Genomic DNA, 25,628 nt, shown 5'->3' with positions numbered 1-25,628 from the left:
CCTATTCGCTCCGGGCCAGCAGCAGATACTGGGCCGCGATCTTGTGGTGGGCGTCGTCCAGGGTGCGGGCGAACGCCAGTCCCTCGTGCGCGCCGTACAGCACCCGGCAGGCGAACCGCGGGACGGACACGAACCCGGACAGCGATTCCATGCATCGGGAATCCGGAATTCCGGCGGGCGCCGCCACCTCACGCTGTCCCGGTTCGGTCAGTTCACCGACCGACTCGTCGTACTCCCTGCGCGCGGCGGCCGCGTCCGGAAGGCGCACGAGAGTACTCAGCCCGTTGAGTGCGATCACCATGTTGCCCGGCTCCGCGGACTTCTCCCAACTTCCGTACCGGTGCGAGGCCCGCGGACCGTACACGACGCCGGTCACCACGTACCGGGGTTGCCAGCCCGCGTTGGCATCCGAGCGCGAGACGACCACCTGTGGCCGCGGCCAGACGCCGGGCGCCTCCGGCAGCAGGCGGGCCAGCATGCCGTCGGTGTCGAGCGGTAGCGTGCCGAACCGGTCCGGCGGAGTGGGCCGGAAATCCCGCAGCCGCGCGGTCTGCGCCGTGAACGCCGCGGCGGCCAGTCGGCCGAGGCCGTCGAGGTCCGTGGTCCGTTCACCGGCGAGCACGCTGATCACGTAGGAGTCCTCGGCTGTCGTGGCGGCCAGCGTCGGTGTGCTCGGCCGCCAATGCGCGTGCGCGCCGGGGTGGCCCGGAATCTGTGCCGGGACGTTCTCCGGGCTGACGGCCGCGTCGACGGCGTCGATCTCCGCGGCCGCCGACCGGGCGGCGGCGGGGTCGGGGAACCGCAGCAGCAGTACGGTCAGCAACCGCGCGCGGCCCACGGCCAGATCGGCCGCGATCTCCGTGTCCATCCCGCCGACGGAGAACCCGGCCAGCATGCCGTGCCGTTCCAGCACCGCCTGCACCGGCCGCGCCAGGAACGCCGCCTTCGCGGGCGTGGGGACCGGCACCGAAGCGACCGCGCCCAGTCCGAATTTCAGTGCCGGGTCGGCCTCCAGCGGATCGATGACCGCCTCACCCATCCGGACCGACTCCAGCACCCGCCCTTCCGCGTCGGTGCCGTCCCGCGGCGGTGCGAGCAGTTCGGCGCGGTACGGACCGATATCCACCGCCGCCGGGTCCGGCCCGCTCCGGACGGGACTGCCCGCGACGGTGCAGCCGGGCACCAGGAGCAGTGCCAGCGCGGCGGCGATCAGGGGCAGTCTCGGGCGACGGCGGCGCACCGGTTCTCCCTTCTCCGGGATCACGATCGTCCCGATCACAGCGGCGCTCCCGGCCACCAGCGGGCACGCAGTTCGGCGCCGGACGTCCGGCCGTTGACCTGAACCCGGCAGAAGTTTCGCGGCGCGTCGTCGAAGAACACCTCGAGCCGGCCGACGGACGCTCCCGCCGTATTCCGGAACTCGCCCCAGCGCAGCTGTCCCGATCCGGTCGGCCGCGACCACCGTTCGCCGCCACCGACCACCCAGCTCGCCTGCTGGGGGCTCGTCCGGGTCCGGTCGGCCGCGCATTCGACGACGACACTGATGATGGGTTCGCCGTTCCCGAGGCACATCACGCGCCCGATCCGTTCGGGTACGTCCAGCGACACCGCCTGCAGGTTCGCGTCGACGGCCGTGCAGGGGGTCAGCTCGGCATGGCCGATACCGGCGACCGAGACCGGCAGCAGATTCGGAAACGCCTCCGCGACATAGGCATACGAACCCCACAGCGCGGCCTGCAGTTCCGGCGAGCGGGTCCCGGCGGCCGGCGCGGGGTCGGGGGCGGGCCGGTCCTCACCACCGGCCACCGCCCAGATCGATACGGCCACCCCGATCACCAGCACCAGCGCCAGCGCGAGGCCGGCGACTGTCGCCCGGCGGCGCGACCGCACCGGCGGCGCGGCGCTCGCTCCTCCGGTGGCTTCGACGGCCGCGGCCAGCGCGGCGCAGTCGGGAAAGCGGTCGTGCGGGTGCGGTGCGGTCGCCCGCGCCACCACCGCGTCCAGTGCGGCAGGGACCCAGGGGTTGGATTGCGACGGCGGCGGGACGGGCGCACCGCGAACGGGCGCCACACCGGTGAGCATCTGATAGAGCGTGCACCCCAGCGCGTATACGTCGGCCCGGTGGTCGACCGGGCCACCGGCCGTCTGTTCCGGTGCGGGGAACGTCACCGGATCCGTTGCGGCGCGGGCGATCCCGTAGCCGGTGAGGACGACGTGTTCGGTCGCGCCGGGCCGTTCGGCGACCCTGATGTCGGCGGGTTTCACGTCCCCGTGGCGCAGGCCGGCGCGATGGACCTCGTCGAGTCCGCGCGCCGCCGCGGCCACGATCCGCACCGCCCGAGCGGCGTCCACGCCGCCGCGCTCGGCCATCTGCCCCGCATCGACACCGTCGACGTGCGTGCTGGCGAGCCACAAGCGGCCGTCCTGCTCGCCCGCGTCCACGACCGTCGCCAGATTCGGATGCCGCAGCCGCGCGGCGAGTTCGGCCGTGCGCAGGAAATGCGCCCGGAAGCCCTCGTCCCCGCCACCGGATCGGACCGTCACCTCGTCGGATCGGTCCATCGTGGGATGCCGCGCGACGAATACCGCTGTCGCGGTGGCGTTGTCGAGCCTGCGTTCGAGCCGGTATCCGCCCAGGACCGTGCCCTCACCGACGGTCATGCGTCTCCCTCCCGCGGTCACAACGGCGCATCGTGCCACCACCGATCGACCAGTTCTTGCCCGTCGGCTCCGCCGAAGAGCGTGATCAGGCAGTGATTCCGGGCGGGATCGTCGAATTGGATTCCCAGGATCCCGCGCGGCCCCCGGTCGTCGACGGTGTCACCCCACACGAGTCGGCCCCGGCCCGACGCACGCTCCCACGGCTGGTCGCCGACGATGGTGACCTCCGCGAACCGTGGCACGGTGCTGGGCGTGCGATTGGCGTTGCACAGGACCGACAGGTGGTCGACCGGATTCCGGTCGCCCTGGCACGACATTTCGGGAACACCCGCACGGGGACCTGCGTCGAGCGCGATCTGCTTCACATCCCGGCTGTCGATCATGACGCAGCGAATTCCCTTGTAACCACTCGACAGTGGCTCGGCGGGCAGGAGACGGGGAAAGGGTTCGACCACGTATTGATATCTGCCCCAGGTGAACGGGCTGCTCGCGGTCGAGGCCGGCGCGGCGGGGGTGGTGGTGGCGCTCGCCGCGGCCGGCGGCGGGGCGGCCGGTTTGTCGCGCGCGGCCACGACCGCGACGACGCCCGCGACCACCACGAGAGTCACAGCCACCGCCGCCACCATCCGGCGAACACCCCGGCGGGGTGGACGGAGCGGCGGAGGCTTCGGGATCGGCGGACCGGGCGCGGCCGGGCTACCGGCGGCCGCGACCGCATCGGCCGCCAGCGCACCGCAGCTGGGGTAGCGGTCGTCCGGATTCTTGGCCAGTGCCCGTGCGATGATCGCGTCGAACGCGGGCGGTAGTCCGGGGACCTGTGCGGTCGGCCGCGGCGGTGGATCGGTGAGGTGGGCGTGCATCACCGCGGCCGGGGTGGGCCGGGGAAACGGTTTCGCTCCGGTCAGCAGCTCGTACAGCGTGCAGCCCAGGGCGTAGACGTCGGCCCGGTGGTCGATGGCCGTGGCCATGATCTGCTCGGGCGCGGCGTAGGCCACGGTCGCCAGCAGCGAGCCGGTTTCCGTCAGCCCGGCGGTATCGGTGGCGCCGCGGGCGATACCGAAATCCGAGACGTACACCCGGGGCGGGTGGTTCGCGCCACGGGATTCCAGCAGCAGGTTGGCCGGTTTCACGTCGCGGTGCAGCAGGCCCGCGCGATGTGCCTCGTCCAAGCCGCGCGCCGCCTCGCCGACGATGTAGGCCGACAGCCTCGAGTCGAGCCCGCCGGGACTGCGCCGCAGCGCGCCGGCGGCGTCCGTCCCGTCGACGAACTGCATGGCGATCCACAGGAAACCGCGTTCGACGCCGCGATCGCGCACCGCGACGATATTCGGATGATCCAGTCGCGCGGCCAGTTCCGCCTCGCGCACGAAACGGGCACGGTACTCCGGGTCGGCGCCGAGCGCCTCCGGCAGCACCTTCACCGCGTCGAAACGGGGCAGTCGCGGATGCGCGGCCAGATACACAGTCCCCATCCCGCCGGAACCCAGCACCCGTTCGATCCGGTATCCGGCGAAAACCACGCCCGGCGCGAAGATATCGGTCACCGCTACTCGCCGTTCACCAGCAGGCCGTACTGCGCCGCCATCTTCTGCTGCCCCGTCTTCAGCTCCCGCGTGAGGATCGCCGCGACGTACCGTCCGTGCACCAGCGCGCAGAGGAATCTCGTCGAGCGCAAGGCATCCGATTGGAGCGACTCCCAGCACCGCGCGTCCGGAACGGCACCGGGAGGCGACGCCGGTCGCAGGCCACTGTTCGCGCGGTAACGGCCCGAGGACGCCTCGAAGGCGCGCCGCGCGGTCGCGGCGTCGGCGTACCGGTACATGACGTTGAGCCCGTTCACGGCCCTGAGTTCGACCGGATGATCGGTCTCGCGGTCGCCGCCCGCCAGTCTCGATGCGCGCGGGCCGTACACCACGCCATGCCCCTGGACGGTGGCGTTCCACCCGGCGTTCACGTCCTTGCTCGTGATGGTGACCGCGGGGTACGACCAGCGTCCCGGAGCGTCGGGCACCAGCCGCCGGATCATGCCGTCGGGGTCCAGCGGCAGCGTGGCCAGCCGATCCGCCGGCGTCGCCGCGAACTCGCGCAACCGCGGGAGCTGCGCGGCGAAAGCCCTGTCCGCCAAGGTGGTCAGGGCGGTCAGGTCCGGTGCGGTATGGCCGGCCAGCAGGCTCACCACGTAGTCGCCCGTGGCGAGGGTGGCGGCAAGGGTGGGCACGGTGGGCCGCCAATGGGCATGCGCCGCAGGCTGACCCGGGATCGGCACCGCGACGTTCTCCGGGCTCACCGCGGTGTCGACGGCATCGATGTCCCGCGCCGCGCGCTCCGCGGCCGCGGCATCGGGGAATCGCAGCACGATCGTGGTCAGCAGCCGTGCGCTGCCGATCACCGGCCCGTGGGCCGGAGCCTCGACATCGCTGCCGTCGACCTCCGCGCCGGCCAGCATCCCGTTGCGCTCGAGGACCGGGCGCACCGGCTCGGCGAGGAATACGGCCGCGGTGGCCGGCGTGGGCAGCGGGATCACATGGCCCGGGCTCGCGAAATGTGTCAGCGCCGGATCGGCTTCGACGGGATCGATCAGCGCTTCGATCATCCGCGTCGACTCCAGCACGCGACCGTAGCGTTCGTTACCGTCGGCCGGCGCGTCGAGGGGCTCCACCCCGTAGGCGCCGGCGTCGAGCGACCCCGGATCCGGGTACTCCGGCCGCGGGTTCCCCTCGGTCGAGCAGCCCGCGACGAGCAGCAGCGCGATCGCGCCGAGCACGGCGGCGGCGCGGCCGGCGTCGATCGCCCTCACAGTGGCGCCTCCGTCCACCAGGAGCGCCGCAATTCGACGCCGGACGCCACGGTGCCGGTGACCTGCAACCGGCAGAAGTTTCGGTCGGGCTCGTTGAAGTACACGTCGAGCACGCCCAGGGCGGGCTTGTTCAGCCGCGCCTCCTGGACGCCGCTGAAATTGTCGGTGCCCCAGAACAGATGTCCGCTTCCCGAGGGCCGCGTCCAGTTCTCGTCGCCCTCCACCGACACGTACGAAACCTTCGGCGCGATCGGCGACCGATCGGCGTTGCAGTACACATCCACCTCGAGAGCCGGGTACATATTTCCGAGACACAGCAGATGCGCCACTCGCGGCACGACGTCCAGGTCCGCAGACTCCCAGTTCTCGCCGAGTGGTACGCAGCCCGTCAATTCCTGATACCCCACCCCGAACGGCATCGGTGGAAGCAGATCCGGGAACGTCTGCGGGACGAATGCATAGGCGCCCCAGGCGGTCGGTTCGATCGTTCCGGTGATCGGCCGACGGCTCGCGCTCGGCGATCCGCCGGATTCGGACGTGACGAGACCGTACGCCACCGCGGCCCCCAGAATCAGAACGACCGACAGCACCGCGGCGAGGACGCCGATCCGGACGGGCCGCCGCCGTGCCGAACCGTGCCCGGTCACCGCCGCGCGTGCCGCGGCGGCGAGTTCGCTGCAGGTGGCGAACCGCTCGCCCGGCTTCTTGGCCATCGCTGTCGCGACGACGGCGTCCAACGCCGCCGGAACCCGCGGATTGTGCCGCGACGGGCGCGGCGGTGGCTCGTGCAGGTGCGCGTACATCACCGCCCCGGCGCTGTTGCGCGGGAACGGCACCGAGCCGGCCAGCATCTGATACAGCGTGCAACCCAGCGCGTAGACGTCGGCGCGCTGGTCCACCGGCTCTCCGCTGATCTGCTCGGGCGCCGCGTAGGCCAGTGTGGCCGACAGGCCGCCGGGGCCGGCCAGCGTCGTCGAATCGTCGGCGGGACGGGCGATTCCGAAGTCGGTGACCAGAACCCGGTCCTCGCCGCCGGGCCGTTCGGCGATCAGAATATTGGCGGGCTTCACGTCGCGGTGCAGCAGACCGGCCCGGTGGATCTCGTCCAAGCCCGCCGCCGCCTCGGACAGAATGTGTATCACCCGTGGCACGTCCAGCACCGCGGGGCCGCGGCGGATCAGCGCGGACAGGTCGCCGTCCTCGACGTACTGCATGGCGATCCACAATCGCCCGGCGTGCTCGCCACGGTCGTGGATGGCCACCAGGTTCGGGTGCTGCAGCCGGGCCGCGACCTCGGCCTCCCGCAGGAACCGCGCCCGGAACCCGTCATCGTCCGCGTGTGCCTCGGCCAGCACCTTCACGGCGTCCTTGCGCGGCAATCGTGGATGCTGGGCCAGATAAACCGTACCCATGCCACCCGAACCGAGCGTGCGCTCGATGCGATAGCCCGCGAAGCCCGCGTCCTCGGCGACGCTCAACGAACCCTGCCCTCCCCGAATCCAGTTATGAGCTACCCCGCCGCAACCAAACCCGTTGCGGGACAGTTGCCCTCACCCCGTTCACAGTATTACCGCGGCACGATACCGTCCGATCCGGACGTTCGCCCGGTCCTCGACTCACCGCCCGGGGGAAGACGGCGTGCCCGGTGCGGCGACGGTATGACTATCGGCGGCCGGGGTCGTACTCCCAGGCGTTGGGCGGCAGGCCGGGGCGGGTCGGGAACGGCGTGATCCGCGCGTCCGTCGCTATTCCGATCTGGCCGAGGGTCAGGGGCATCACACAGTCCCGTGCCGGATGGGAACCCGGACCGCCGTACCCGGTCACCGACTTGTTGTACGGACCGAATATCGGGCTGCCGCCGGCCAGGTTCAGCCCGAAGCAATCCACTTCCAGGATGTAGCTACCATCGCCGCCGCATTGCGCGGCGGCGCTGCTCGGCGTGCGGTCGAGCGTGCAGTCCCGCGGCTCGGCGGCCGCCTGCCCGGAGGCCGCGATCACCGCGGCGGCGCCACTCGCCGCCAGCGCCGACAGGCTGACGACAGTACGGGTCCAGCTCATAGTCCGCCACTCCTTCTCCGGCACGTCCGTGCCGATCGCATCCCCCTCGTTCAGCCGTGACGCTACGCCGGGATCGCACCGAGACTGTCGTACTCGCCGCCCCGGAGCGAGCCCGCAATTCCGTGGGCACCGCGGTGATCAGGCCACCCGGCGGACAACGATGTTGCCGGTGGTGACGCGCGCCCGCACCTCGGCGGTCCTGCCCGAGGCGCCCGGATCCCCGGCGGTCTCGAGATCGTTGCGTACCCAGCCGAAATCCGTGTGCAGGTCGAGCACGGCCGCGGTGCCGGGACGCACGCCGATGTCGAGTTCGCCCATGGTGGTCTCCAAGCGGATCCTCCCCTGGGTGATCAGGTCGACGTGGATGGACCCTGTCGTGGTCGTGGCGGTAACGGCCGATTCCGCGGCGCCGACGGAGATGTCGCCGAGCGAACTCGTCAGTCGGCAATCACCGAGCCGCCCCTCGGTGCGGATCGTCCCCATCCCCGTGTCGGCCCGCACCTGTGACCCGATCGGCACTTCGACCACGATCTCGATCGAACCGTGGGCGCGGCCGACCGCCTCCCCGCCCCACGGCGGACCCGGTGCGCTCACCCGCAAACGGCCCTCCGAGTACTCCACTCGCGTCCGCTCGACGGCCTCCACGTCGAAACGCCGGTTCCGATCGTCGGCACGCACGTCGACAACCGCGGTCGTCCGGTCTGCCGCGACGACACGGATGTGGCCCACGTACGCCTCGATCACGACGGAAATCGGCCCGGGAGAATCGAATTCGCGCATCATGCGCGCCCTCCTTCGTTGTCACATCATCCGCCACCGGAGCCCGGCGGGATTACCGTGAGTCGGCGCCGAGCGTGACGCCCGGGGCCCGGCCGTAGTGTTCGCGGTAGAGCGCCGCGAAGCGGCCGGGATGCGCGAAACCCCAGGTGGCGGCGATGCCGGCGACCGTGGCACGGTCGTCGACGGTGGCGGCGGCGAGCTGCTCGTGCGCACCGCGCAACCGCATCCGTTTCAGATACGCCATCGGGGTGGTGTCGAGATGCCGCCGGAACGCCAGCTGCAGGGCTCGGACGGTGACGTAGGCGGCCGCGGCGATGTCGGCGACCGAGATGTCCTCCTGGACATGGGATTCCATATAGGACAGGGCGCGTCGCACGCAGTCGGGATGGGCGTCGCGGCGGTCGGCGGCGGTGGGGTCGACGACCGCGGTGGTCGGGAACGCCTGCAGGACACTGGCCGCGAGGTACTGCGTCGCGGCCCCGGCGATCAGCGGCGGCACGCCGTCGGGGTAGCCGGCGGTCATCTCCCGCAGATGGGTGATGGCGTCCGTCAGCGTGCGACCCGCGGCCGCGGAGACGGGCCGATGACCGATGATCTCCACCGGCAGGTCACCGGCGTCCGGGCCCGTCGACGCGATGCGGCCGAGTTCGGCGGGCGCGAACATGGTGATGGTGTAACGGGACTGGTGGATCACTCCGGAATAGGGCAGGTCCGGCGGCGTCAGGACACCGATCTCCCCCGGGCCGAACGTGTCGGTGCCCTCGTCGAGGTAGTGTTCCTCGACCCACCCGGTCTCCACGCCGCACAGGCAGATCTTGGCGAGCGGATCGGCGTTGTAGACCATGTCGAATCCGAGATCCAGCCGGTCCAGATCGACGGTGCCGAAGGACTCGCGGACGATATGGCTGCGCACCGGTGTGGTTTCGACGCCGTTCCCGATCCGCATCGTCGTGTAGTGCTGGTTCAGGAACTGCTCGGTCGCTCCCAAGCTGTCGCTGTCGAATTCCACTGCGGCCATGAACGGGCACTCCTCTCACTGCTGCGTCGTGCGCGGCGGCACGATCGACCGTGAGGGCACGTGGCTGAACCCGTCCTGGATATTCTGCCCGATCCGTCACGATTCGCCGAATCCCGGCCCCGTGTTCGGCGCGACCGATATACGAAAAGCGAACGGCGCTGTCCATCCGGCGATATTCACCGCGAGTCCCGAATGTCACCGGCGAACCGGTCGATACTCGGGCGGTGACCACCTCCGCCGATCCCTCCACCGGTCCGGTGCCGTACCCGCCGGCCGACCCGGCCTACCCGTCGACCGCGGCCGGAAGCTTCCGGTTCTGGTTCACCAGCTGCCGCTGGGAATGGTCGACGGAGCTCTACCGGATGCACGGGTATCAACCCGGCGAGGTCGAGCCGACCACCGAACTGCTACTCGCCCACAAACATCCCGACGACCGCGACCACGTCGCCGACGCCATCGCGCGCTCCGTGGACCAGGGCGAACCGTTCTCCAGCAGGCACCGGTTCATCGACACCCACGGCCGGGAACACGCGGTCATGGTCGTCGCCGACCGCATCCTCGACGACAACGATCGCCCGGTCGGCACGGCGGGGTTCTACATCGACCTGTCCGACACCCTGGCCGACGCCGAGCGGGACGTGGTCGAGCAGCGGCTGCCCGAAATCATCGAATCCCGCGCGGTGATCGAACAGGCCAAGGGCATCCTCATGGGGATGTACGGGATCAACGCCGGACAGGCCTTCAAGGTCCTCGCCTGGCGCTCACAGGAGACCAACACCAAACTGCGCGCCCTGGCCGAACAGCTGCTCGCCGAACTGTCCGACCTCCCGTCCCCGGACGCGGCGACCGTGGCCACGTTCGATCACATCCTGCTCACCCTCCACCACCGCGCCAACCTGGGCTCGCATCGGTGAACTCGGACCTCGCTCGTGAGTTACGCCTTCGGCGGGACCGGCTCCGCGCCGGTGAACGTCCGCACGGTGCGCGTGACAGCCACCGCCAGCAGTTCACCCTGACCGATCTCGCGGAAGTGATCCGAATTCCTGTGCGCCGCAAAGGCTTCCCGATCGGCATATTGTTCGACGCTCAGGAAGCGCTCGGGTTGCTCGACCGACCGAAAGACGTCGTAGGAAAGGCATCCCGGCTCGCGCCTGCAGGCCTGCGCGAATCTCTCGATCACCTCGCTCATCCGGCCGGCGTCTTCCGGACGGCAGGTGAGATCGGCGAGGACGTGTACGACCGGCTCCATGACTTCATCATAACTAACCGGTTGGTTGATTTCCGCTGGCCGCGTCGTGGCGGGGTCGGTGCTCGCTGTGGCCGTTATCACCGGGCGTGCGAGGCCGGCGGCCGACCCGAGGGCGCTACCTTTGAAAGTGTCATTCTCGGAATAGAGAATGAATAGTCTCGATATGGGGTGCCGTGCGCTCGGTATCCGTGCGACTGCGGAGGGAAGACCGTGACGACCGTACCGAGCAGCCTGGAGGATCGCGGGCGGATCTTGCGCGAGCTGGGATTCGCCACGCAGCGGGTGGGTGACCAGTTGCACGGTTCCGCCGAGATCACGCCCGAATTGCATGTTCCCGGCACCACCGCGCTACGCATCTCGGTGCTGGCGACCTGGGCCGACACCGTGTCCGGACTGCTCGCCTCGCTGGTGATGGGTCCGCGTGTGCCCGTCACGCTCGAACTCGACGTCCATCTGTATCGCCCGGCGCCCGCCGCGGGCGAGGTGAAGGCCGTCGGGCGGACGGTGAAGGCGGGCCGCTCGGTGTTCGTGGCCGAATGCGAATTCACCGTCGATGACGAGCCGATCGGGTTCAGCGCCGCGTCCTTCATGGTGGCCCCCGATCCCGATATCCGATTCCCCCGGCAGTTCAGCGTCGACCTCCCGCGCACGGCCGACCGATTGCCGGCGCCGCTGGCCGAGCGCGCCGCCTGCACGCGGATCGCCCCGGGATCGGTCCTACTCCCCCGAACCGTGGAGGGGCTCAACGCCTCCGGCACCGTCAACGGCGGCCTGATCGCCCTGGCCGCCGAGGAATCGGTCCTCTCACTCACCCCCGGATCCACACTGTGCTTCCTGGGTCTCCGCTACCTCCTCGGCGCACGGGTCGGCCCGGTATCCGCCGACGCGCGGCTGCACTCGGGCGTGGCCCGGGTGGAGGTACGCGACACCGGCAACGACAACCGCCTGACCACACTGGCCACCGCACGCGTCTTCGACTGACCCTTCAGGAACTCCGCGGTGGTTGCCAGACACCGGTGAAGGAGCCGCAGGTCACGGGTCGGCCGTGGAGCCGCGCGCGTATGCCGTTCGCTATTCCGGCCGGATCCACCACCGGAGCGTCGGCCGGCACGGTGGCCGGGACCGGTGTTGCCGACGCGAGGGAACGGGTGGTGACGGTCTGGAACAAGACCAGGTAGTCGCCCTCCCGCTCGAGCCTTTCGGCCGCCGTGTCGAGGCGCGCACGGCTGTCGGCGACGAGTTCTGCCGACAGTGGCCAATCGAGGGGAAACGGATTTCTGACACGCAACGCCGGATAGAGGAACGGATTGTCGGGCAGCACGGCGGTGCGGGACGCGGGATACCGGTCGAGGCAGTTCACGATCTGCCCGACGTAGGCCGCCGTTGCCGGATTCGTCCGGATACCACGCATTGCGGGTGTCGACTCTCCGAGGTCGGCGGTCAGCTCACCGGCCGGCAGATCACGGTAAGGGGCCCGCAGCCGGAGTTCACCCATCCATCCCAGCGTCGCTACCAGCAAGACAACCGCGGCGACGCCACCGGCGATGCGGACCCGGCCGGCCGGAATCCGCATGTCCCGCACCATCAGTTCGATAGCCAGCAGCGCCAGACTGCCGCCCAGCAGAGTGGGCGAGGCGTATCCCCACGACAGCGACGCCATGTATCCGAGCAGCACCATTCCTGCCGCGCGCCACGGAATACTTTGTCGTGCAACGGCATATATGCCGATGGTCAGAGTGGCTGCCCACCAGAGGACAATCCCCCAGCCGCCCGCCCGCTCGAGCTGTCCGTCGACAATGACCGCTCCGAGAATCAGGCACGCGGCAGCCGAGGCGATACCACGCAGCAGCGGTCGCCCTGTCGTCGATGCGAGCACCGCGACGGCGTACACGACGAGAATCGGTATCGCCCAGGGGATCACACCGATACTCAGCAGGCGCTGACCGGCAGTGGCGCGCCCGCCGCCGAGTTGTTCGACCATTGCCCCGAATCCGCCACCCGCGGTGACGATCAGCAGGTAAATGGCGGACGGACCGATCAGAGCGGTGAGGTCGAGGAGCAGCCGCGACACGGGGTGCCGCCGTCGAACAAGCAGCACGGCAAGGGTGACGAGGACCGCCGGGACGAACGATTGTTTGGTGACCGCCGCGAATCCGATGGCGAAAAGACCCGCCCGCACCAGCCATACCCGATCGCGTTGCTCACCCGTGTCGAACGCGTACCAGCCCACGGCGATCAGGAATATGCCGTCGATAGTGTGCCACGAGGTCATCCCGAAGAGGTGGATGTTTATCACAGCGGCCGACGCCACAACCGCGGTGCGCACCGGCCCCCACCGCAGGACTCCGACACCGGATGTCCACGCCGCCAGCACGACCGTCGCGATGATCAGCTGCAGGCACGGCACGAAGGTCGAGGACAGTAATAGCGGTGCGGGAAGCGCGAAGTCGATGATGTGCAGGTACCCCGACCCCAGCGGCCGAGCCGAAATCAAGTCGCGGTGCGGTATCTCGCCGTGCAGCAGACGCCACGACTGAGCGACCACGAAGCCTTGGTCGGTGGGGTTGAATCCGAATCGCTCGAGGCCGAGCGTCACCGCGGTCGCCAGACCCATGATCCAACCGGTATGGCCGAGCCGACGTCGCCATCGGCCATTGGTCGTGAAGGTCGCCTGATCGTGTTCCGTTGTGGTCGCCACCTGGACGCCGCTATCCCCTCGTGTTCTGACCAGTGCGAGACCGGAATTGACGAGAATTGTCGACTTCTGTCCGACGCCGCCGACAAGTGCTGCGAGCAGTGTGGCCGGAGACCCCTGTTCGAAACATCGGTAATGCGTAGGTAGCGCATCGCCGACGTGAGGCGCAGACGTGCGACACCATGCGCATCCGAGCTAAGAGTCGCGGGCTTCTTCCTCGACGTCGTTGCGTCCCGTGGGCCCGTACCCGGTGTACAGCTCGCGGGTACGACGCCCGGCGATGGGAATCACCCACCGCTGCACCAGATCCGGCGGGCACGCCTCGCCACCGGCGATCACCACCCGCAGCTTGTCCAAACCCTCGGGATCCACCGACGCCAGCGCGGACGGGGTGATGAACGCGTGCGTCACCCGCTCCCGCCGCAGCAACGCCGCCAGTTCCGCACCGCCGTAGACGGTCGGCGCGGCCACCACCAGAGTGCCGGCACCACCGATCGCCAGCAGCAGCTCCAGGACCGAGGCGTCGAACGACGGCGACGCGAAATGCAGGGCGCGGGAACTGCTCGTCACCCGATACCGCTCACGCTGCTCGGCACAGAAACTCGCCAACCCCGCCTGGGTGACGACCACGCCCTTGGGCTCACCGGGCGTGTAGATGACATACGCGGCGTGCGTGGGGCGCAATGGTCGCAGGCGATCGGAGTCGGTCACCGGATCGGCCGAGTAGCCGTCGAAATCCTCGGCATCGACGGTCACCCACGGCACGTCGCCCGGCAGGTCGGCGGCGACGCCGGAAATCGTGAGCCCCAGCGCCGCATGCGAATCCGCGAGAATATGGGCCACCCGCTCGGCCGGATACCGCGGATCCACGGGCACGAATCCCGCGCCGGTCTTGGCGACCGCCCACACCGCGAGCACCGACTCGACCGACCGCGGAATACCGACCGCCACAAGGTGGTCCGGGCCGATACCGCGCTCGATCAGCAACCGCGCCAACCGATTCGAGCGCTCGTCGAGGTCGACATACTCCACCTCGTCCAGCCGCTCGGAGGCATCCGCCAGGACCACCGCGACACCATCGGGATTCTCGTCCACGGCATCGGCCAGCAGCTGCGGCAGCAGCACCACTTCATCCTGCTCGACCGGCTCCGGCTCGACTCGGGCGGGGGCCGTCAGCGCTCGATCCCGTTCTTCGGCATCGACCACATCGATATCGCCGACCGTGGCACCCGGATCGGCGGCAGCCGCGGCAAGGAAGCGGCCGAACCCGTCCGCCAGCGCCTCCACCGTCGCGGCATCGAAAACATCCGTCGCGTACGTGAATCCGGCGACCAACTCCCCCGGCGCGCCGTCCTCACCGTAACGCGGCTCGACGGTGACCAGCAGATCGAACTTCGCGACCGTCTCACCGGTGTCCAGCGCCGCCACCGTCAACCCCGGCAGCTCCAGCTCCGCCTGCTCCATGTTCTGCAACGCCAGCACCACCTGGAACAACGCATCACCCGCCACACTCGGCTGGGTCGCCTCCACCACCCGCTCGAACGGCAGATCCGCGTGCGCGAACGCCGACAGATCCGTCTCCCGCGCCCGCTCCACCAGCGCCGCGAACGACGCACCCCGATCGACCTCCACCCGCAGGGTCAACGTGTTCACGAACATACCCACCAGATCATCCAGCGCCGCCGCGCCCCGGCCCGCGATCGGCGTACCGATCGCGATATCCGACCCACCCGACTGCCGCGCCAGCAACGCCGCCAACGCAGCATGCACCACCATGAACAACGACGAATTATGTTCCCGCGCCACAGCAGCCAGCCCGGCATGCACCTCCCCCGGCAACACCGTACTCACCAGCCCGCCACGCCCGGACCGACGCGCAGGACGCGGCCGATCCAGCGGCAACCGCGCCGCCCCGGAGATCCCCGCCAACTGAGCACGCCAGAACGCCAACTGCTGCGCCGCGACCGAGGTCTCGTCGCTGTCGACACCGATCACCTCCCGCTGCCACAACGCGAAATCGGCGTACTGCACCGCCAACGGAGCCCAGCCCGGCGCGACACCCGCCTGCCGCGCCACATACGCCGTCACCAGATCACGCGCCAGCGGAGCCAAAGACGTGCCATCGGCCGAAATATGGTGCACCACAACCACAAGCAAATGCTCGCCCGCACCGGCGTCCGAGAACAACCGCGCCCGCACCGGCGCCTGCGAAGTGACGTCGAAACCCTCCGACATCAACCCGGCAACCCGCTCGCGATCCTCGACCGTCGCGGCCTCCACCACCAACCCGTCCGGCAACGCCTCGGCCACCGGCAAGATCTCCTGATACGGGTCACCGTCGGGGCCCTGGGTCGGGAACCGGGTACGCAGCGACTCGTGCCGCTCCAGCACATCCAGCACGGCCTGCTGCAACGCGGGCACGTCCAGCGTGCCGGTCAGCCGGATCGCGAACGGCAAGTTGTAGGAAGCGGATTCGGGGTCGATCTGATTGAGCACCCACATCCGCTGCTGCGCCAGCGACAACGGCACGATCTCCGGCCGCACTGCCCGCACCAACGGCGCACGTGCGGAATCCCCGGAGCCCGGCACGATCCCCGCCGCCAGATCCGCGACCCGAGGAGTGTCGAACAGTGCCCGCACCGACACGCGCGCATCCAGAGCCGCGGTCAGCCGCGCGACTAATTGTGTGGCGACGAGCGAGTTACCGCCGAGATCGAAGAAGTCGTCGTCGGCCCCCACCCGCTCCACACCGAGCACCTCGGCGAACACACCCGCCACGATCTCCTCGACCGGAGTCGACGGTGCCCGGAACTCACGAGCGGACAGAGCAGGCCGCGGCAGGGCCTTCCGATCCAGCTTGCCCGCGGTGTTGAGCGGGAACTCCGCCAACTCCACGATCGTGGCGGGAACCATGTACGCGGGCACGACACTCGCCACCGCCGCACGCAGCGGATCCGCCTCGAGCCGCGCGCCGGGGGCGGGCACCGCATAAGCCACCAGCTGATCGCCGAGTTCCGTCGGAACCACCAGCACCGCCGCCTGATTCACCGACGGCTGCGCCAGCAGCGCCGCCTCGATCTCCCCCAGTTCGATGCGCTGACCACGCAACTTCACCTGGAAATCGGTGCGGCCCAAGTACTTCAGCACACCCGGAGCGCTCCAGGCGACCAGGTCACCGGTCCGGTACATCCGCTCGCTCTTGCCGAACGGATTGGCGACAAATCGCTCCGACGTCAGATCGGGACGGCCCAGATAGCTGCGCGCCAGCTGATCACCGGCGAGATACAACTCACCGGTCACCCCAGCCGGAACCGGCCGCAGGCGCGAATCCAGCACATACAAGCGGCTGTTCCACACCGGCGAGCCGATCGGCAGGCCACCCCGCTCGTCACCGGTCGCCAACCAGGTAGTGACGGCCACCGCGGTCTCGGTCGGCCCGTACACATTGAGCACCGACGCGTCGCAGATCGACCGCACCGCGGCCACGGTCTCCGCGGGCAGCAACTCACCACCGACAATGACGTGCCGCAGCGTCGGTATCGCCCCTGGGGGCGTATGCGCGGCGAAGACCGCGAGCATCGACGGAACGAAGTCGGTGACCGTAACACCCTGCGCCGCAATGGTTTCCGCGATATAGGCGACGTCCCGATGCCCGTCCGGCGTGGCCATCAGCAGCGTGGCGCCGACGCGCAGCGGGATGAAATACCCCCACATCGAGGCGTCGAAGGTGAAGGCGGCCTTCTGCAGGTACACATCGTCGGCGTGCAGCGGGTACCGGGACTGCATCCACGCCAGGTGGTTGCCGATCGCGCGGTGCGAGACCGCGACGCCCTTGGGCCGCCCGGTCGAACCGGAGGTGAACAACACGTACGCCAGGCTGTCCGCGCGCACCGGACGCGGCAGGTCCGCGGGCGCGAGCGGGGTTCCGGCGAATCCGTCCAGATCGACGGTGTCGATGGGCAGCACCGGAATTCCGTCCGGCGCCGCGACAACGTCGGCGGTCGTGGTGAGCACGCACACCGGGTGCGCGGCGGTCAGCACGTGCTCGACGCGTTCGGCCGGGTGATCGGGGTCCACGGGCACGTACGCGCCGCCCGCGGTCAGCACCGCGTACATTCCGACCACCAGATCCAGCGAGCGCCGGATCGCCAGGCCGACCAGTGATTCCGCGCCGACACCCTGCGAAATCAACAGGCGGGCAAGGCGGTTGACGCGCTCGTCGAGTTCCCCGTAGGTCAGCTCCGCGCCCTCGTAGATCACCGCGACCCGATCGGGATGCGCCGCCACCGCACGCCGGTAGCCGTCGAGCAGCAGTTCGGACTCCACCTCGTGACCGGTGTCGTTCCAGTCCCACAGGATTCGATCCCGCTCGGCGTCATCCAGCATGATGTCGATATCGCCGACGAGCGATTCGGAGTCCCCGGCCAGCGCTTCGATCGCCCGGATCAGCCGGGCGGCAAGGGTTTCCACCTCGTCGGCGGCGAACCGGCTGCGCAGGTACTTCAGCGTCAGCTCGATCGTCGACTCCGCGGTGGCCAGCAGCGTCAGCGGGTAGTGCGAATCGTCCCGCACGCCGACACCGGTCACGGTCACGCCGTCGATGGCGCTCGCCGCGCCGATCGCCGCCTTGTCGATCGGATACGACTCGAACACCAGCAGCGTGTCGAAAACCGCACCGGCACCGGCGATCCGCTGAATATCGGTGAGACCCACATAGTGGTGATCGAGCAGTTCCACCTGCTCGGCCTGCAACCGCCGCAGCAACTCACCGGCCGTCGCCCGGTCGTCGATGGCGACGCGCACCGGCAGCGTACTGATGAACAGGCCCACCATCGACTCGACGCCCGGCAGATCCGCCGGCCGCCCGGACACGGTCGCCCCGAATACCACATCGGAGCGCCCGGTCAGCCGCCCGAGCACGAGCCCCCAGGCCGCCTGGACCAGCGTGTTGACGGTGATTCCCAGCTCGGCGGCCCGCGCCGTGATCCGCGCGGTGCGGTCGGCGTCGATCTCGACGGCCAGCCTGCCGCTGTCGTAGTCCTCCGCCGTCCGAGGTTGCGGCGCAAGGAGAGTCGGCTCCGCCACCCCCGCCAGCGCCCGTCCCCACACGCCCAGCGACGCGTCCCGATCACGGTGCGACAGCCAGTTCAAGAAGGTGCGGTACGACTCGACCCGCGGCAGCGCCGACGCGTCGCCACCGGTGGCGTACAGCACCAGCAGGTCTCGCATGAGCAGCGGCATGGACCAGCCGTCGAGCAGGATGTGATGGGTGGTGATCACCAGCTGCCACCGCGCGCTCGCGCCGTCGTTTCCGGTGCGGTACAGGGTGAACCGCAGCAGCGGCGCCGCGGCCATGTCGAAGTGGGTGGTGCGGTCGGCCGCCACCAGCCGTTCCAGTTCCTCGTCCCGCTCCGGCAGATCCGTCAGATCCACCTCGCGCCACGGCGCCTCGATCCGGTCCACGACCACCTGCACGGCCTGACCGTCGGCGTCGGTGACGAAGGCGGTCCGCAGATTCGGGTAGCGGTCGACGACGGCCTGCGCCGCGGCCCGCAGACGAGCCGCGTCCAGCGTTCCGGCCAGGTCCACACGGGCCTGTGTGGTGTAGACGTCGACCGTCGTCTGGGTCATCAGCGCGTGGAACAACAGGCCGGACTGCAGCGGCGACAGCGGCCACACATCCGACAGCGCCGGATAGTCGCGCTCCCATGCCTCGATATCGGCCTGCGTGGTCCGCACCAGCGGCAGGTCCGAGGGGGTGCGGCCGCCCGCCTCCGGCCGCCGCGCGTGCCGTGCCAGCGCGGTCAGCGCCGCGACCCACAGCTCGGCGAGTTCCCGCACCCGATCTCGGGACAGCAGCCCGGTGGGGAATGCGAACGATGCCCCCAGCCGCGGCCCGTCCGCTCCGTCGGTGACGATCGCGTTGATGTCGATCGCGTGGTGGGCGGGCATCTCCGGATCCAGCTGCGCCTCGAGCGCCCCCAGATCGTCGACCGGCGCCCAGTCGGCCTCGGCGAGATCGCCCGCGTCGCCGGTCGCGACCCGGCCCAGATAGTTGAAGCCGATCCGGCCCGCGTCGGTCAGCTGCCCGGCGGTCTCGGGGTTCAGGTGGCGCAGCAAGCCGTAGCCGATGCCCTTGTCCGGCACGGCGAGCAGTTGCTCTTTCACCGCCTTCACCACGTCGCCGAGCGTCGCGCCACCGTCGAACGCGTCGTCCAGATCCGCGCCCAGCAGATCGAGCCGCAGGGGGTAGGCGCTGGTGAACCAGCCGACCGTGCGCGACAGGTCCGCGCCGGGGACGACGGTCTCCTCGCGCCCGTGTCCCTCGAGTGTCACCAGCGCGGCGCCGCCCGCGGTGTCACCGCGCCATCGGCTCACCGCCAGCGCGAGCGCCGACAGCAGGCCGTCGTTGACGCCGCCGCGGTACTTCGCCGGGATCGCGGTCAGGACGGCCTCGGTCACCTCGGCCGGGACCGTCACCCGCACCTGGTCCAGGGTGGCGAACGTGTCGACGGCGGGATCGAGGTCGCGGTCGGCGATCAGCGGGTCCGAGGTCCGTGAAATCTCTTGCCAGAACGGCAGTTCCGCCATCCGCGCGGGATTCCGGGATTCCTCGGCGAGCGCGTGCGCCCAACGCCGCACCGAGGTTCCGACGGCGGGAAGCGCCACCGGCTGCCCCGCCGCCCGCTGCATCCACGCCACCGCCAGATCCGGGATCAGGATGCGCCAGGACACGCCGTCGATCGCGAAGTGGTGGGCCACGATCAGCAGCACGTCGCGACGACTCGGGGCGGCGTCCGCGGTGACATCAGGTTCCGCCGTGCCGAACGCGAACCACACGAACTGCGCCATCGAGGCGGCGGCCGGATCGAGGCGGCCCAGCGCCGCGTCGTATTCGGCGCTCGCCCGGCGCGACAGCTCGGCGTCGCCGATATCGGCGGCCAGTTCGACCCGATGCAGCAACGTGCCCGCGTCGACCGCTCCGGGTTCCAGCGCCTCGAACGTCCAGCCGTCGACCGCGGTGCCGCGCAATCGGGTTCGCAGCGCGTCGTGGTGGTCGAGGACCCCGGCGAGGGTCGCGACCAGGGTCTCCCGGTCGATGCCGGCGGGCAGCCGCAGCGACATCGCCTGCGCGAACCGCCGATACGACGCGCTGCGCCGCAGAGTCGCCGCCATGATCGGGGTCAGCGGGATCTCACCGACTCCGCCGCCCGGCAGCTCCGCCAGCAGCCGACGTTCGGATTCGCCTGCGGGAGTGGCGATCTCGGCCAGTCCCGCGACGGTGCGCTGCTGGAACACGTCCTGCGCGCTGAAGGCCAGGCCCCGGGCCTTGGCCCGCGCCACCAGCTGGATCGACAGGATCGAATCGCCGCCCAGCGCGAAGAACGACTCGTCGCGTCCGACCCGCTCGACACCGAGCACCCCCGCGAACACCTCGGCGATGGTCGTCTCGTCCGCGCCGACGGGCGCGTGGAATTCGCGCGAACCGAAGACGGGGTGCGGCAGGGCATCCCGATCCACCTTGCCCGCGGGCGTGAGCGGGACCTCGTCGAGTACCACGATCGCCGCGGGCACCATGTGCTCCGGCAGCCGCCGCGCCGCGAAGCCCGCGAGTTCCTCGGTGTCCACGGCCGCGCCGGCGCGCGGCAGCACGTACGACACCAGCGCCTGCGCGCCGGACGGCAGCGTCCTGCCGAGGGTTACGGCGAAGTCGACGCCGGAATGTTCGGTCAGCGCCGCGTCGATCTCCCCCGGCTCGATCCGGAAGCCGCGGATCTTCACCTGGAAATCGGAGCGGCCCAGGAATTCGAGCGCGCCGTCGGCGGTACGCCGCACCAGGTCGCCGGTCCGGTAGAGCCGCGTGCCCGGCGCGCCGCCGTCCGCGCCGAACGGGTTGGCCACGAACCGTTCCGCCGTCAGGCCCGGCTTCCCGAGGTAGCCCCGGGCCAGCGCCGATCCGGCGAGATACAGCTCCCCCACGGCGCCCGCGGGTATCGGTCTCAGGTTCGAATTCAGGACGAACGCACCGATTCCCGGGATCGGCTTGCCGATCGTCACCGGTTCGTCCACGGCCGTCTCGGTGCTGGTGACCACGACGGTGGCCTCGGTGGGACCGTAGGAGTTGAACACCGTACGGCCCGGCCGCGACCAGCGGCGGATCAGTTCCGGCCCGAGCCGGTCGGCCCCGAACACCACGACGCTCAGATCGTCGAGGCCGTCCGGATCGACGGTCTCCAGCGCGCCCGGGGTGATGATCAGGTGCGTGATCCGCTCGCGGCGCAACAGCTCGCGCAGTTCCTCACCGGCGAAGACCGTCGGCGGCGACACCACCAGGGTCGCACCGGCCGTGAACGCGAAGAGCAGTTCCTCGAGCGAGAAGTCGAAACTCGGCGAGATGACATGCAGGACCCGGGAGTCACCCGAGACCGCGTACTCCGTGCCGAGCGCGGCCATCGCGGCGAGACCCTCGTGGGTGACCACCACGCCCTTCGGCCGCCCCGTCGACCCCGAGGTGTAGATGACGTACGCGGGGTGCCGCGGATCGACCGGGCGCACACGGTCGGCGTAGGAGATCGGGTGCCCCGGCCGCCGCGCGATCCCCTCGGCCTGCGCGGGCTCGTCCAGCTCGATCCAGTCGACGCCCGCACCGAACGCCTCCCGATGCGCCGTGGTCGTCAGACCCAGCGCGACACCGGAATCGGTGAGGATATGCGCGATCCGCTCGGCCGGATACGCGGGATCGACCGGCACATACGCCGCGCCCGTCTTCGCCACCGCCCACACCGCGAGCACCGATTCGATGCTGCGCGCGATGCCGATCGCCACCGTGTCACCCGCGCCCACACCGCGATCGATGAGTTCGCGCGCCAGCCGCGAGGACAGTTCGTCGAGTTCGCGGTAGGTCAGCTGCCGATCATCGCCCGGGTCCCCCGTCGGGCTGAACCGGACGGCGACGGCCTCGGCCGCGGACTCCACCGCCGCCGTCAGCAAATTCCCGAAGAGCAGGCCACCTCGGCGGCTTCTGCGCGAGGATCGGCGATCTCTACTCACTCCGAATACTTCACTTTCCCCGGTCGACGCTGCCGCACAGCACGCGGTCCCGCACTTCGAGTTGATACCGCGCGAAAGTCTATCGACCCCGCAACTCCCCCGCGATCCACACTCGGGAAGTAACCGGATCCGGCGAGCGTGTCGGCGACGAGAAGGTGAGCCGCGTCGGCCCCCGAACGACCTCTTTCCTGTTTGCTAAACTCTGCAATCAAGAGTGCTGATGTCTCGCCGACGAAGGTCGGCGGGAGCACGCACCGTCACTGATTGCATATTTTCTCAACTGAATACCTTGCATGTTCGTTAAGGAGACAACTCGCTGTGACCGTTCATCCCGATACCGCCATCACCGTGCAGGTTCCCACCGGCCACGAGGGGGTCCTGAGCTGGGTGTCCGAGGTGGCCGAGCTGACGGCGCCGGACCGCGTCGTCTACTGCGACGGTTCCCGTGCCGAGTGGGATCGGCTGACCGGGGACCTCGTCGCGAGGGGCACGTTCGTGCGGCTGACGGCGAAACCGAACTCCTTCTGGTGTGTCTCGGATCCGGATGATGTGGCGCGAGTGGAGGACCGCACCTTCCTCTGTTCCGAGGACCCGGAGGACGCGGGACCGACGAACAACTGGGTGGATCCGGTCGACATGCGGACGGTGATGACCGAGCACTACCGCAATGCGATGGCGGGGCGGACGATGTATGTGATCGCGTTCTGCATGGGCCCGCTGGATGCGGAGGATCCGAAATACGGTGTGCAGATCACCGATTCGGCGTATGTGGCGGTGTCGATGCGGATCATGACCCGCTCCGGTGCGCCGGTGTGGGACAAGCTTACCGGCACAACGGAATTCGTGAAGTGCCTGCACTCGGTCGGCGCGCCGCTGGCGGGCGGTCAGGCGGACGTGCCGTGGCCGTGCGACACGACCAAGTACATCTCCCACTTCCCGGAGCGCCGCGAGATCTGGAGCTACGGCTCCGGGTACGGCGGTAACGCGCTGCTGGGCAAGAAGTGCTTCGCGCTGCGGATCGCGTCGGTGATCGGCAGGGACGAGGGCTGGCTGGCCGAGCACATGCTCATCCTGAAACTCACCTCCCCGCACGGTAAGACGCACTATGTGGCGGCGGCGTTCCCGTCGTCGTGCGGCAAGACCAACCTCGCGATGCTCGAACCCACGCTGCCCGGCTGGCGAGCCGAGACCATCGGCGACGACATCGCCTGGATGCGGTTCGGCGCCGACGGGCGGTTGTACGCGGTGAATCCGGAGGCCGGGTTCTTCGGCGTCGCACCCGGAACCGGCGCGAGAACGAATCCGAACGCGATCGCCACCCTCGCGGCCGGCAATTCGATCTTCACCAACACCGCCCAGACCGATGACGGCGATGTCTGGTGGGAGGGACTGACCGACGACACACCCGCCCACCTGATCGACTGGCACGCCCGGGATTGGACACCCGCGTCGGAAACACCGGCCGCGCATCCGAATTCGCGGTACTGCACGCCGATCGAGCAATGCCCGTCGGTGGCGCCGGAATGGAACGACCCGGCCGGTGTGCCGATCTCGGCGATCTTCTTCGGCGGCCGCCGCGCCACCACCATCCCCCTCGTCGCCGAATCCTTCGATTGGGCACACGGGGTGTTCACCGCGTCGGTGCTGTCCTCGGAGACCACCGCCGCCGCCACCGGCCAGGTCGGCGTCGTGCGGCGCGACCCCATGGCGATGCTGCCGTTCCTCGGCTACCCACGTCGGCGACTACTTGGCGCACTGGCTGTCGACGGCGCAGCGTGACGGTGCCCGGCTGCCGAAGATCTTCCAGGTCAACTGGTTCCGCCGCAGCCCCGAAGGCACGTTCCTGTGGCCCGGGTTCGGCGACAACATCCGCGTCCTGAAGTGGGCCCTCGAACGCCTGGACGGCACCGCGGACGCGGTCGAGACCCCGATCGGGTACGTGCCCACCGCCGACGCGCTGGATCTGACCGGCCTCGACGAGAAGACTCGGGGGCTGGCTGCGCAGGCGTTGGTGGTGGACACCGACGAGTGGATCGCGGAGACCGCGGCAATCGACGCCTGGTACGCCACCCTCGGCGGCGACCGGCTGCCCGGGCAGCTCCGCGAGCAACTGGCGGCGCTGAAGTTGCGGCTGGCGAAGGCCCTGTGAACGCGCTCGCGCTGCTGCCGCGCTGGTCGGAGTAGAGACCCGCGCTTCGGGCTCCCATTCGAGCACACCCCGGACGCCATCGCCTACGCGCGCGGCACCGTCCCCTCGCATCGCTGATTGCTTAACTTGTAAATTGCATACCTTACAGAATTCTTCATCATATGCCGGACATCGTCAGGGCGCGCCGGTAGCGTCTGCGGCGGCAGACATCCCACGAGAAGAGGAGATGCCATGGCGCACATGGACGTTGCGTTGAAGGACATGATGCTGCTGGACGGCGCGATCGGCGCCGCCGTCGTCGACTACGACAGCGGCATGCCGCTGGGAATACGCAGCAATTCCCAGATCATGGACATCGAGCCCGCCGCGGCAGGCAGCACCGAGCTGATCCGCGCGAAGATGCGCACCATGGAGCACCTCGGGCTCGATCAGGAGATCGAGGACGTGCTCATCACCCTGACCCGGCACCACCATCTGCTCCGCCCCGCCAACGGACCCCAGAGCAAGGGCTTGTTCCTGTACCTCGTTCTCGACCGTGACCGCGGCAACCTGGCGCTGGCCCGCCATCGGCTCAAGCACATCGCCGAGCACTTCGAAATCTGAGCCCACGAGCCTCGAAAACAGCTACGCCACAACCGACTTCGACAAGACCACCGTCGACGAAATCCACCGCATCTACGGCGACGGCATCATGCCCCGCGGCTGCGCACTGCTACTCACGGTAATCTGCGGTGCCCGCCGCCCGTTGCCGCCGTGGTCTTGGTCCAGTCGCCGGTGTAGCGGCGCAGTTCGTCGGTCGGATTGTCCACGCTGGCGTGGAGGCGCGCGCAGAACGCGTCCAGCGAGCCGTATCGGGCCTCGATCGTTGCCACCAGATTTGCTGCCCCTTGCTGCACTACTCGAATCCTCTCCGTTTTCGGATTGCCGGCAACCGCCGTCCCACGAACCGCTCTCGCCGAATACGGCGATCCCGCTCGACCGCCCGACGCCCCCAGTCTTACGACACGACACGTCATGATAGCCACGCACCAACACTTTTCGACAATCCGGCGGCACGTCGCACTGCGCGCCGGTTCGGGATCGGACACTCCGGACAACGACTGCCGCGGCGGCACCGGGATGCCGAATGCGCCGCCCCCGTGACTGATAGCGAAAGCGTTGCTGGGTACA

The 25,628-nt window shown here is 69.6% G+C and carries 14 protein-coding genes and 2 pseudogenes; 4 read left to right on the top strand and 12 right to left on the bottom strand.

From position 1 onward, the window contains the following. Position 1: 1 nt before the first annotated feature. The 8 genes from ON41_RS38100 to ON41_RS38065 form a co-directional block, all read right to left on the bottom strand. Positions 2 to 1,279, bottom strand: coding sequence for a DUF7373 family lipoprotein (locus ON41_RS38100; protein ID WP_157185812.1), 1,278 nt, complete (start codon positions 1,277 to 1,279; stop codon positions 2 to 4). Continuing rightward, positions 1,276 to 2,661 (bottom strand): serine/threonine-protein kinase, encoded by a 1,386-nt coding sequence (locus ON41_RS39585; RefSeq protein ID WP_051163488.1) that lies wholly within the window; start codon positions 2,659 to 2,661, stop codon positions 1,276 to 1,278. The genes ON41_RS38100 and ON41_RS39585 overlap by 4 nt, the downstream gene beginning before the upstream one ends. A gap of 17 nt (positions 2,662 to 2,678) precedes the next feature. Then, positions 2,679 to 4,205, bottom strand: a complete 1,527-nt coding sequence (locus ON41_RS38090) for a serine/threonine-protein kinase (RefSeq protein WP_040754256.1) — start codon at positions 4,203 to 4,205, stop codon at positions 2,679 to 2,681. Between the two features lie 2 nt (positions 4,206 to 4,207). After that, positions 4,208 to 5,458, bottom strand: coding sequence for a DUF7373 family lipoprotein (locus ON41_RS38085; RefSeq protein WP_040754254.1), 1,251 nt, complete (start codon positions 5,456 to 5,458; stop codon positions 4,208 to 4,210). After that, a complete protein-coding gene (locus ON41_RS38080) occupies positions 5,455 to 6,936 on the bottom strand; it encodes a serine/threonine-protein kinase (protein ID WP_040754252.1) in 1,482 nt (493 codons plus the stop codon). Before ON41_RS38080 ends, ON41_RS38085 begins: the two co-directional genes overlap by 4 nt. Before the next feature lie 184 nt (positions 6,937 to 7,120). Next, positions 7,121 to 7,516, bottom strand: coding sequence for a hypothetical protein (locus ON41_RS38075; protein ID WP_040754250.1), 396 nt, complete (start codon positions 7,514 to 7,516; stop codon positions 7,121 to 7,123). 138 nt (positions 7,517 to 7,654) lie between these two features. Then, on the bottom strand, positions 7,655 to 8,299 hold the full coding sequence (locus ON41_RS38070) for a DUF4097 family beta strand repeat-containing protein (protein WP_040754248.1): 645 nt from the start codon (positions 8,297 to 8,299) through the stop codon (positions 7,655 to 7,657). Positions 8,300 to 8,348: 49 nt separating this feature from the next. Beyond that, positions 8,349 to 9,314, bottom strand: a complete 966-nt coding sequence (locus ON41_RS38065; protein ID WP_040754245.1) for a helix-turn-helix transcriptional regulator — start codon at positions 9,312 to 9,314, stop codon at positions 8,349 to 8,351. A gap of 224 nt (positions 9,315 to 9,538) precedes the next feature. Between ON41_RS38065 and ON41_RS38060 the strand changes: the two genes are divergently transcribed. After that, positions 9,539 to 10,228, top strand: coding sequence for a PAS and ANTAR domain-containing protein (locus ON41_RS38060; protein ID WP_051163486.1), 690 nt, complete (start codon positions 9,539 to 9,541; stop codon positions 10,226 to 10,228). A 20-nt stretch (positions 10,229 to 10,248) separates the two neighbouring features. On the opposite strand, the gene ON41_RS42185 is transcribed toward ON41_RS38060, so the two are convergent. Beyond that, positions 10,249 to 10,563 carry a putative quinol monooxygenase gene (locus tag ON41_RS42185; protein WP_051163483.1) on the bottom strand — a complete coding sequence of 105 codons (315 nt, stop codon included), beginning with the start codon at positions 10,561 to 10,563 and terminating at the stop codon, positions 10,249 to 10,251. A gap of 210 nt (positions 10,564 to 10,773) precedes the next feature. On the opposite strand from ON41_RS42185, the gene ON41_RS38050 reads away from it, so the two are divergent. Then, on the top strand, positions 10,774 to 11,544 hold the full coding sequence (locus ON41_RS38050; protein WP_051163481.1) for a PaaI family thioesterase: 771 nt from the start codon (positions 10,774 to 10,776) through the stop codon (positions 11,542 to 11,544). A 4-nt stretch (positions 11,545 to 11,548) separates the two neighbouring features. Here the strand turns inward: ON41_RS38050 and ON41_RS38045 are convergent, their stop codons facing one another. Together ON41_RS38045 and ON41_RS38040 are read right to left on the bottom strand one after the other, a co-directional pair. Next, complete coding sequence (locus ON41_RS38045; protein ID WP_040754243.1) at positions 11,549 to 13,177, bottom strand: hypothetical protein; 1,629 nt, start codon at positions 13,175 to 13,177, stop codon at positions 11,549 to 11,551. Between the two features lie 276 nt (positions 13,178 to 13,453). Further along, positions 13,454 to 22,249, bottom strand: a pseudogene (locus tag ON41_RS38040) (amino acid adenylation domain-containing protein); the annotation flags it as partial. 378 nt (positions 22,250 to 22,627) lie between these two features. Here ON41_RS38040 and ON41_RS38035 point away from each other — a divergent pair. Both ON41_RS38035 and ON41_RS38030 read left to right on the top strand, forming a co-directional pair. Next, a pseudogene (locus tag ON41_RS38035) lies at positions 22,628 to 24,458 on the top strand (phosphoenolpyruvate carboxykinase (GTP)). A gap of 231 nt (positions 24,459 to 24,689) precedes the next feature. Then, complete coding sequence (locus tag ON41_RS38030) at positions 24,690 to 25,061, top strand: roadblock/LC7 domain-containing protein (protein WP_040754241.1); 372 nt, start codon at positions 24,690 to 24,692, stop codon at positions 25,059 to 25,061. A gap of 113 nt (positions 25,062 to 25,174) precedes the next feature. On the opposite strand, the gene ON41_RS42180 is transcribed toward ON41_RS38030, so the two are convergent. After that, the gene (locus ON41_RS42180) at positions 25,175 to 25,330 is read right to left on the bottom strand and encodes a hypothetical protein (protein WP_157185811.1); all 156 of its coding nucleotides are present in this window, start codon (positions 25,328 to 25,330) and stop codon (positions 25,175 to 25,177) included. Positions 25,331 to 25,628: the final 298 nt, after the last annotated feature.

It is taken from the genome of Nocardia transvalensis NBRC 15921 (assembly GCF_000308875.1).
Taxonomy (GTDB): domain Bacteria; phylum Actinomycetota; class Actinomycetes; order Mycobacteriales; family Mycobacteriaceae; genus Nocardia; species Nocardia transvalensis.
This window is presented reverse-complemented; position numbering and strand designations above follow the sequence as displayed.

Bases quoted from the DNA above. Each gene is read 5' to 3' on its own strand.
- ON41_RS38045 (WP_040754243.1), bottom strand. From the start codon at position 13,177: ATGGGTCTGGCGACCGCGGTGACGCTCGGCCTCGAGCGATTCGGATTC.
- ON41_RS38030 (WP_040754241.1), top strand. From the start codon at position 24,690: ATGGCGCACATGGACGTTGCGTTGAAGGACATGATGCTGCTGGACGGC.
- ON41_RS38075 (WP_040754250.1), bottom strand. From the start codon at position 7,516: ATGAGCTGGACCCGTACTGTCGTCAGCCTGTCGGCGCTGGCGGCGAGT.
- ON41_RS38065 (WP_040754245.1), bottom strand. From the start codon at position 9,314: ATGGCCGCAGTGGAATTCGACAGCGACAGCTTGGGAGCGACCGAGCAG.
- ON41_RS42185 (WP_051163483.1), bottom strand. From the start codon at position 10,563: ATGGAGCCGGTCGTACACGTCCTCGCCGATCTCACCTGCCGTCCGGAA.
- ON41_RS38070 (WP_040754248.1), bottom strand. From the start codon at position 8,299: ATGATGCGCGAATTCGATTCTCCCGGGCCGATTTCCGTCGTGATCGAG.
- ON41_RS39585 (WP_051163488.1), bottom strand. From the start codon at position 2,661: ATGACCGTCGGTGAGGGCACGGTCCTGGGCGGATACCGGCTCGAACGC.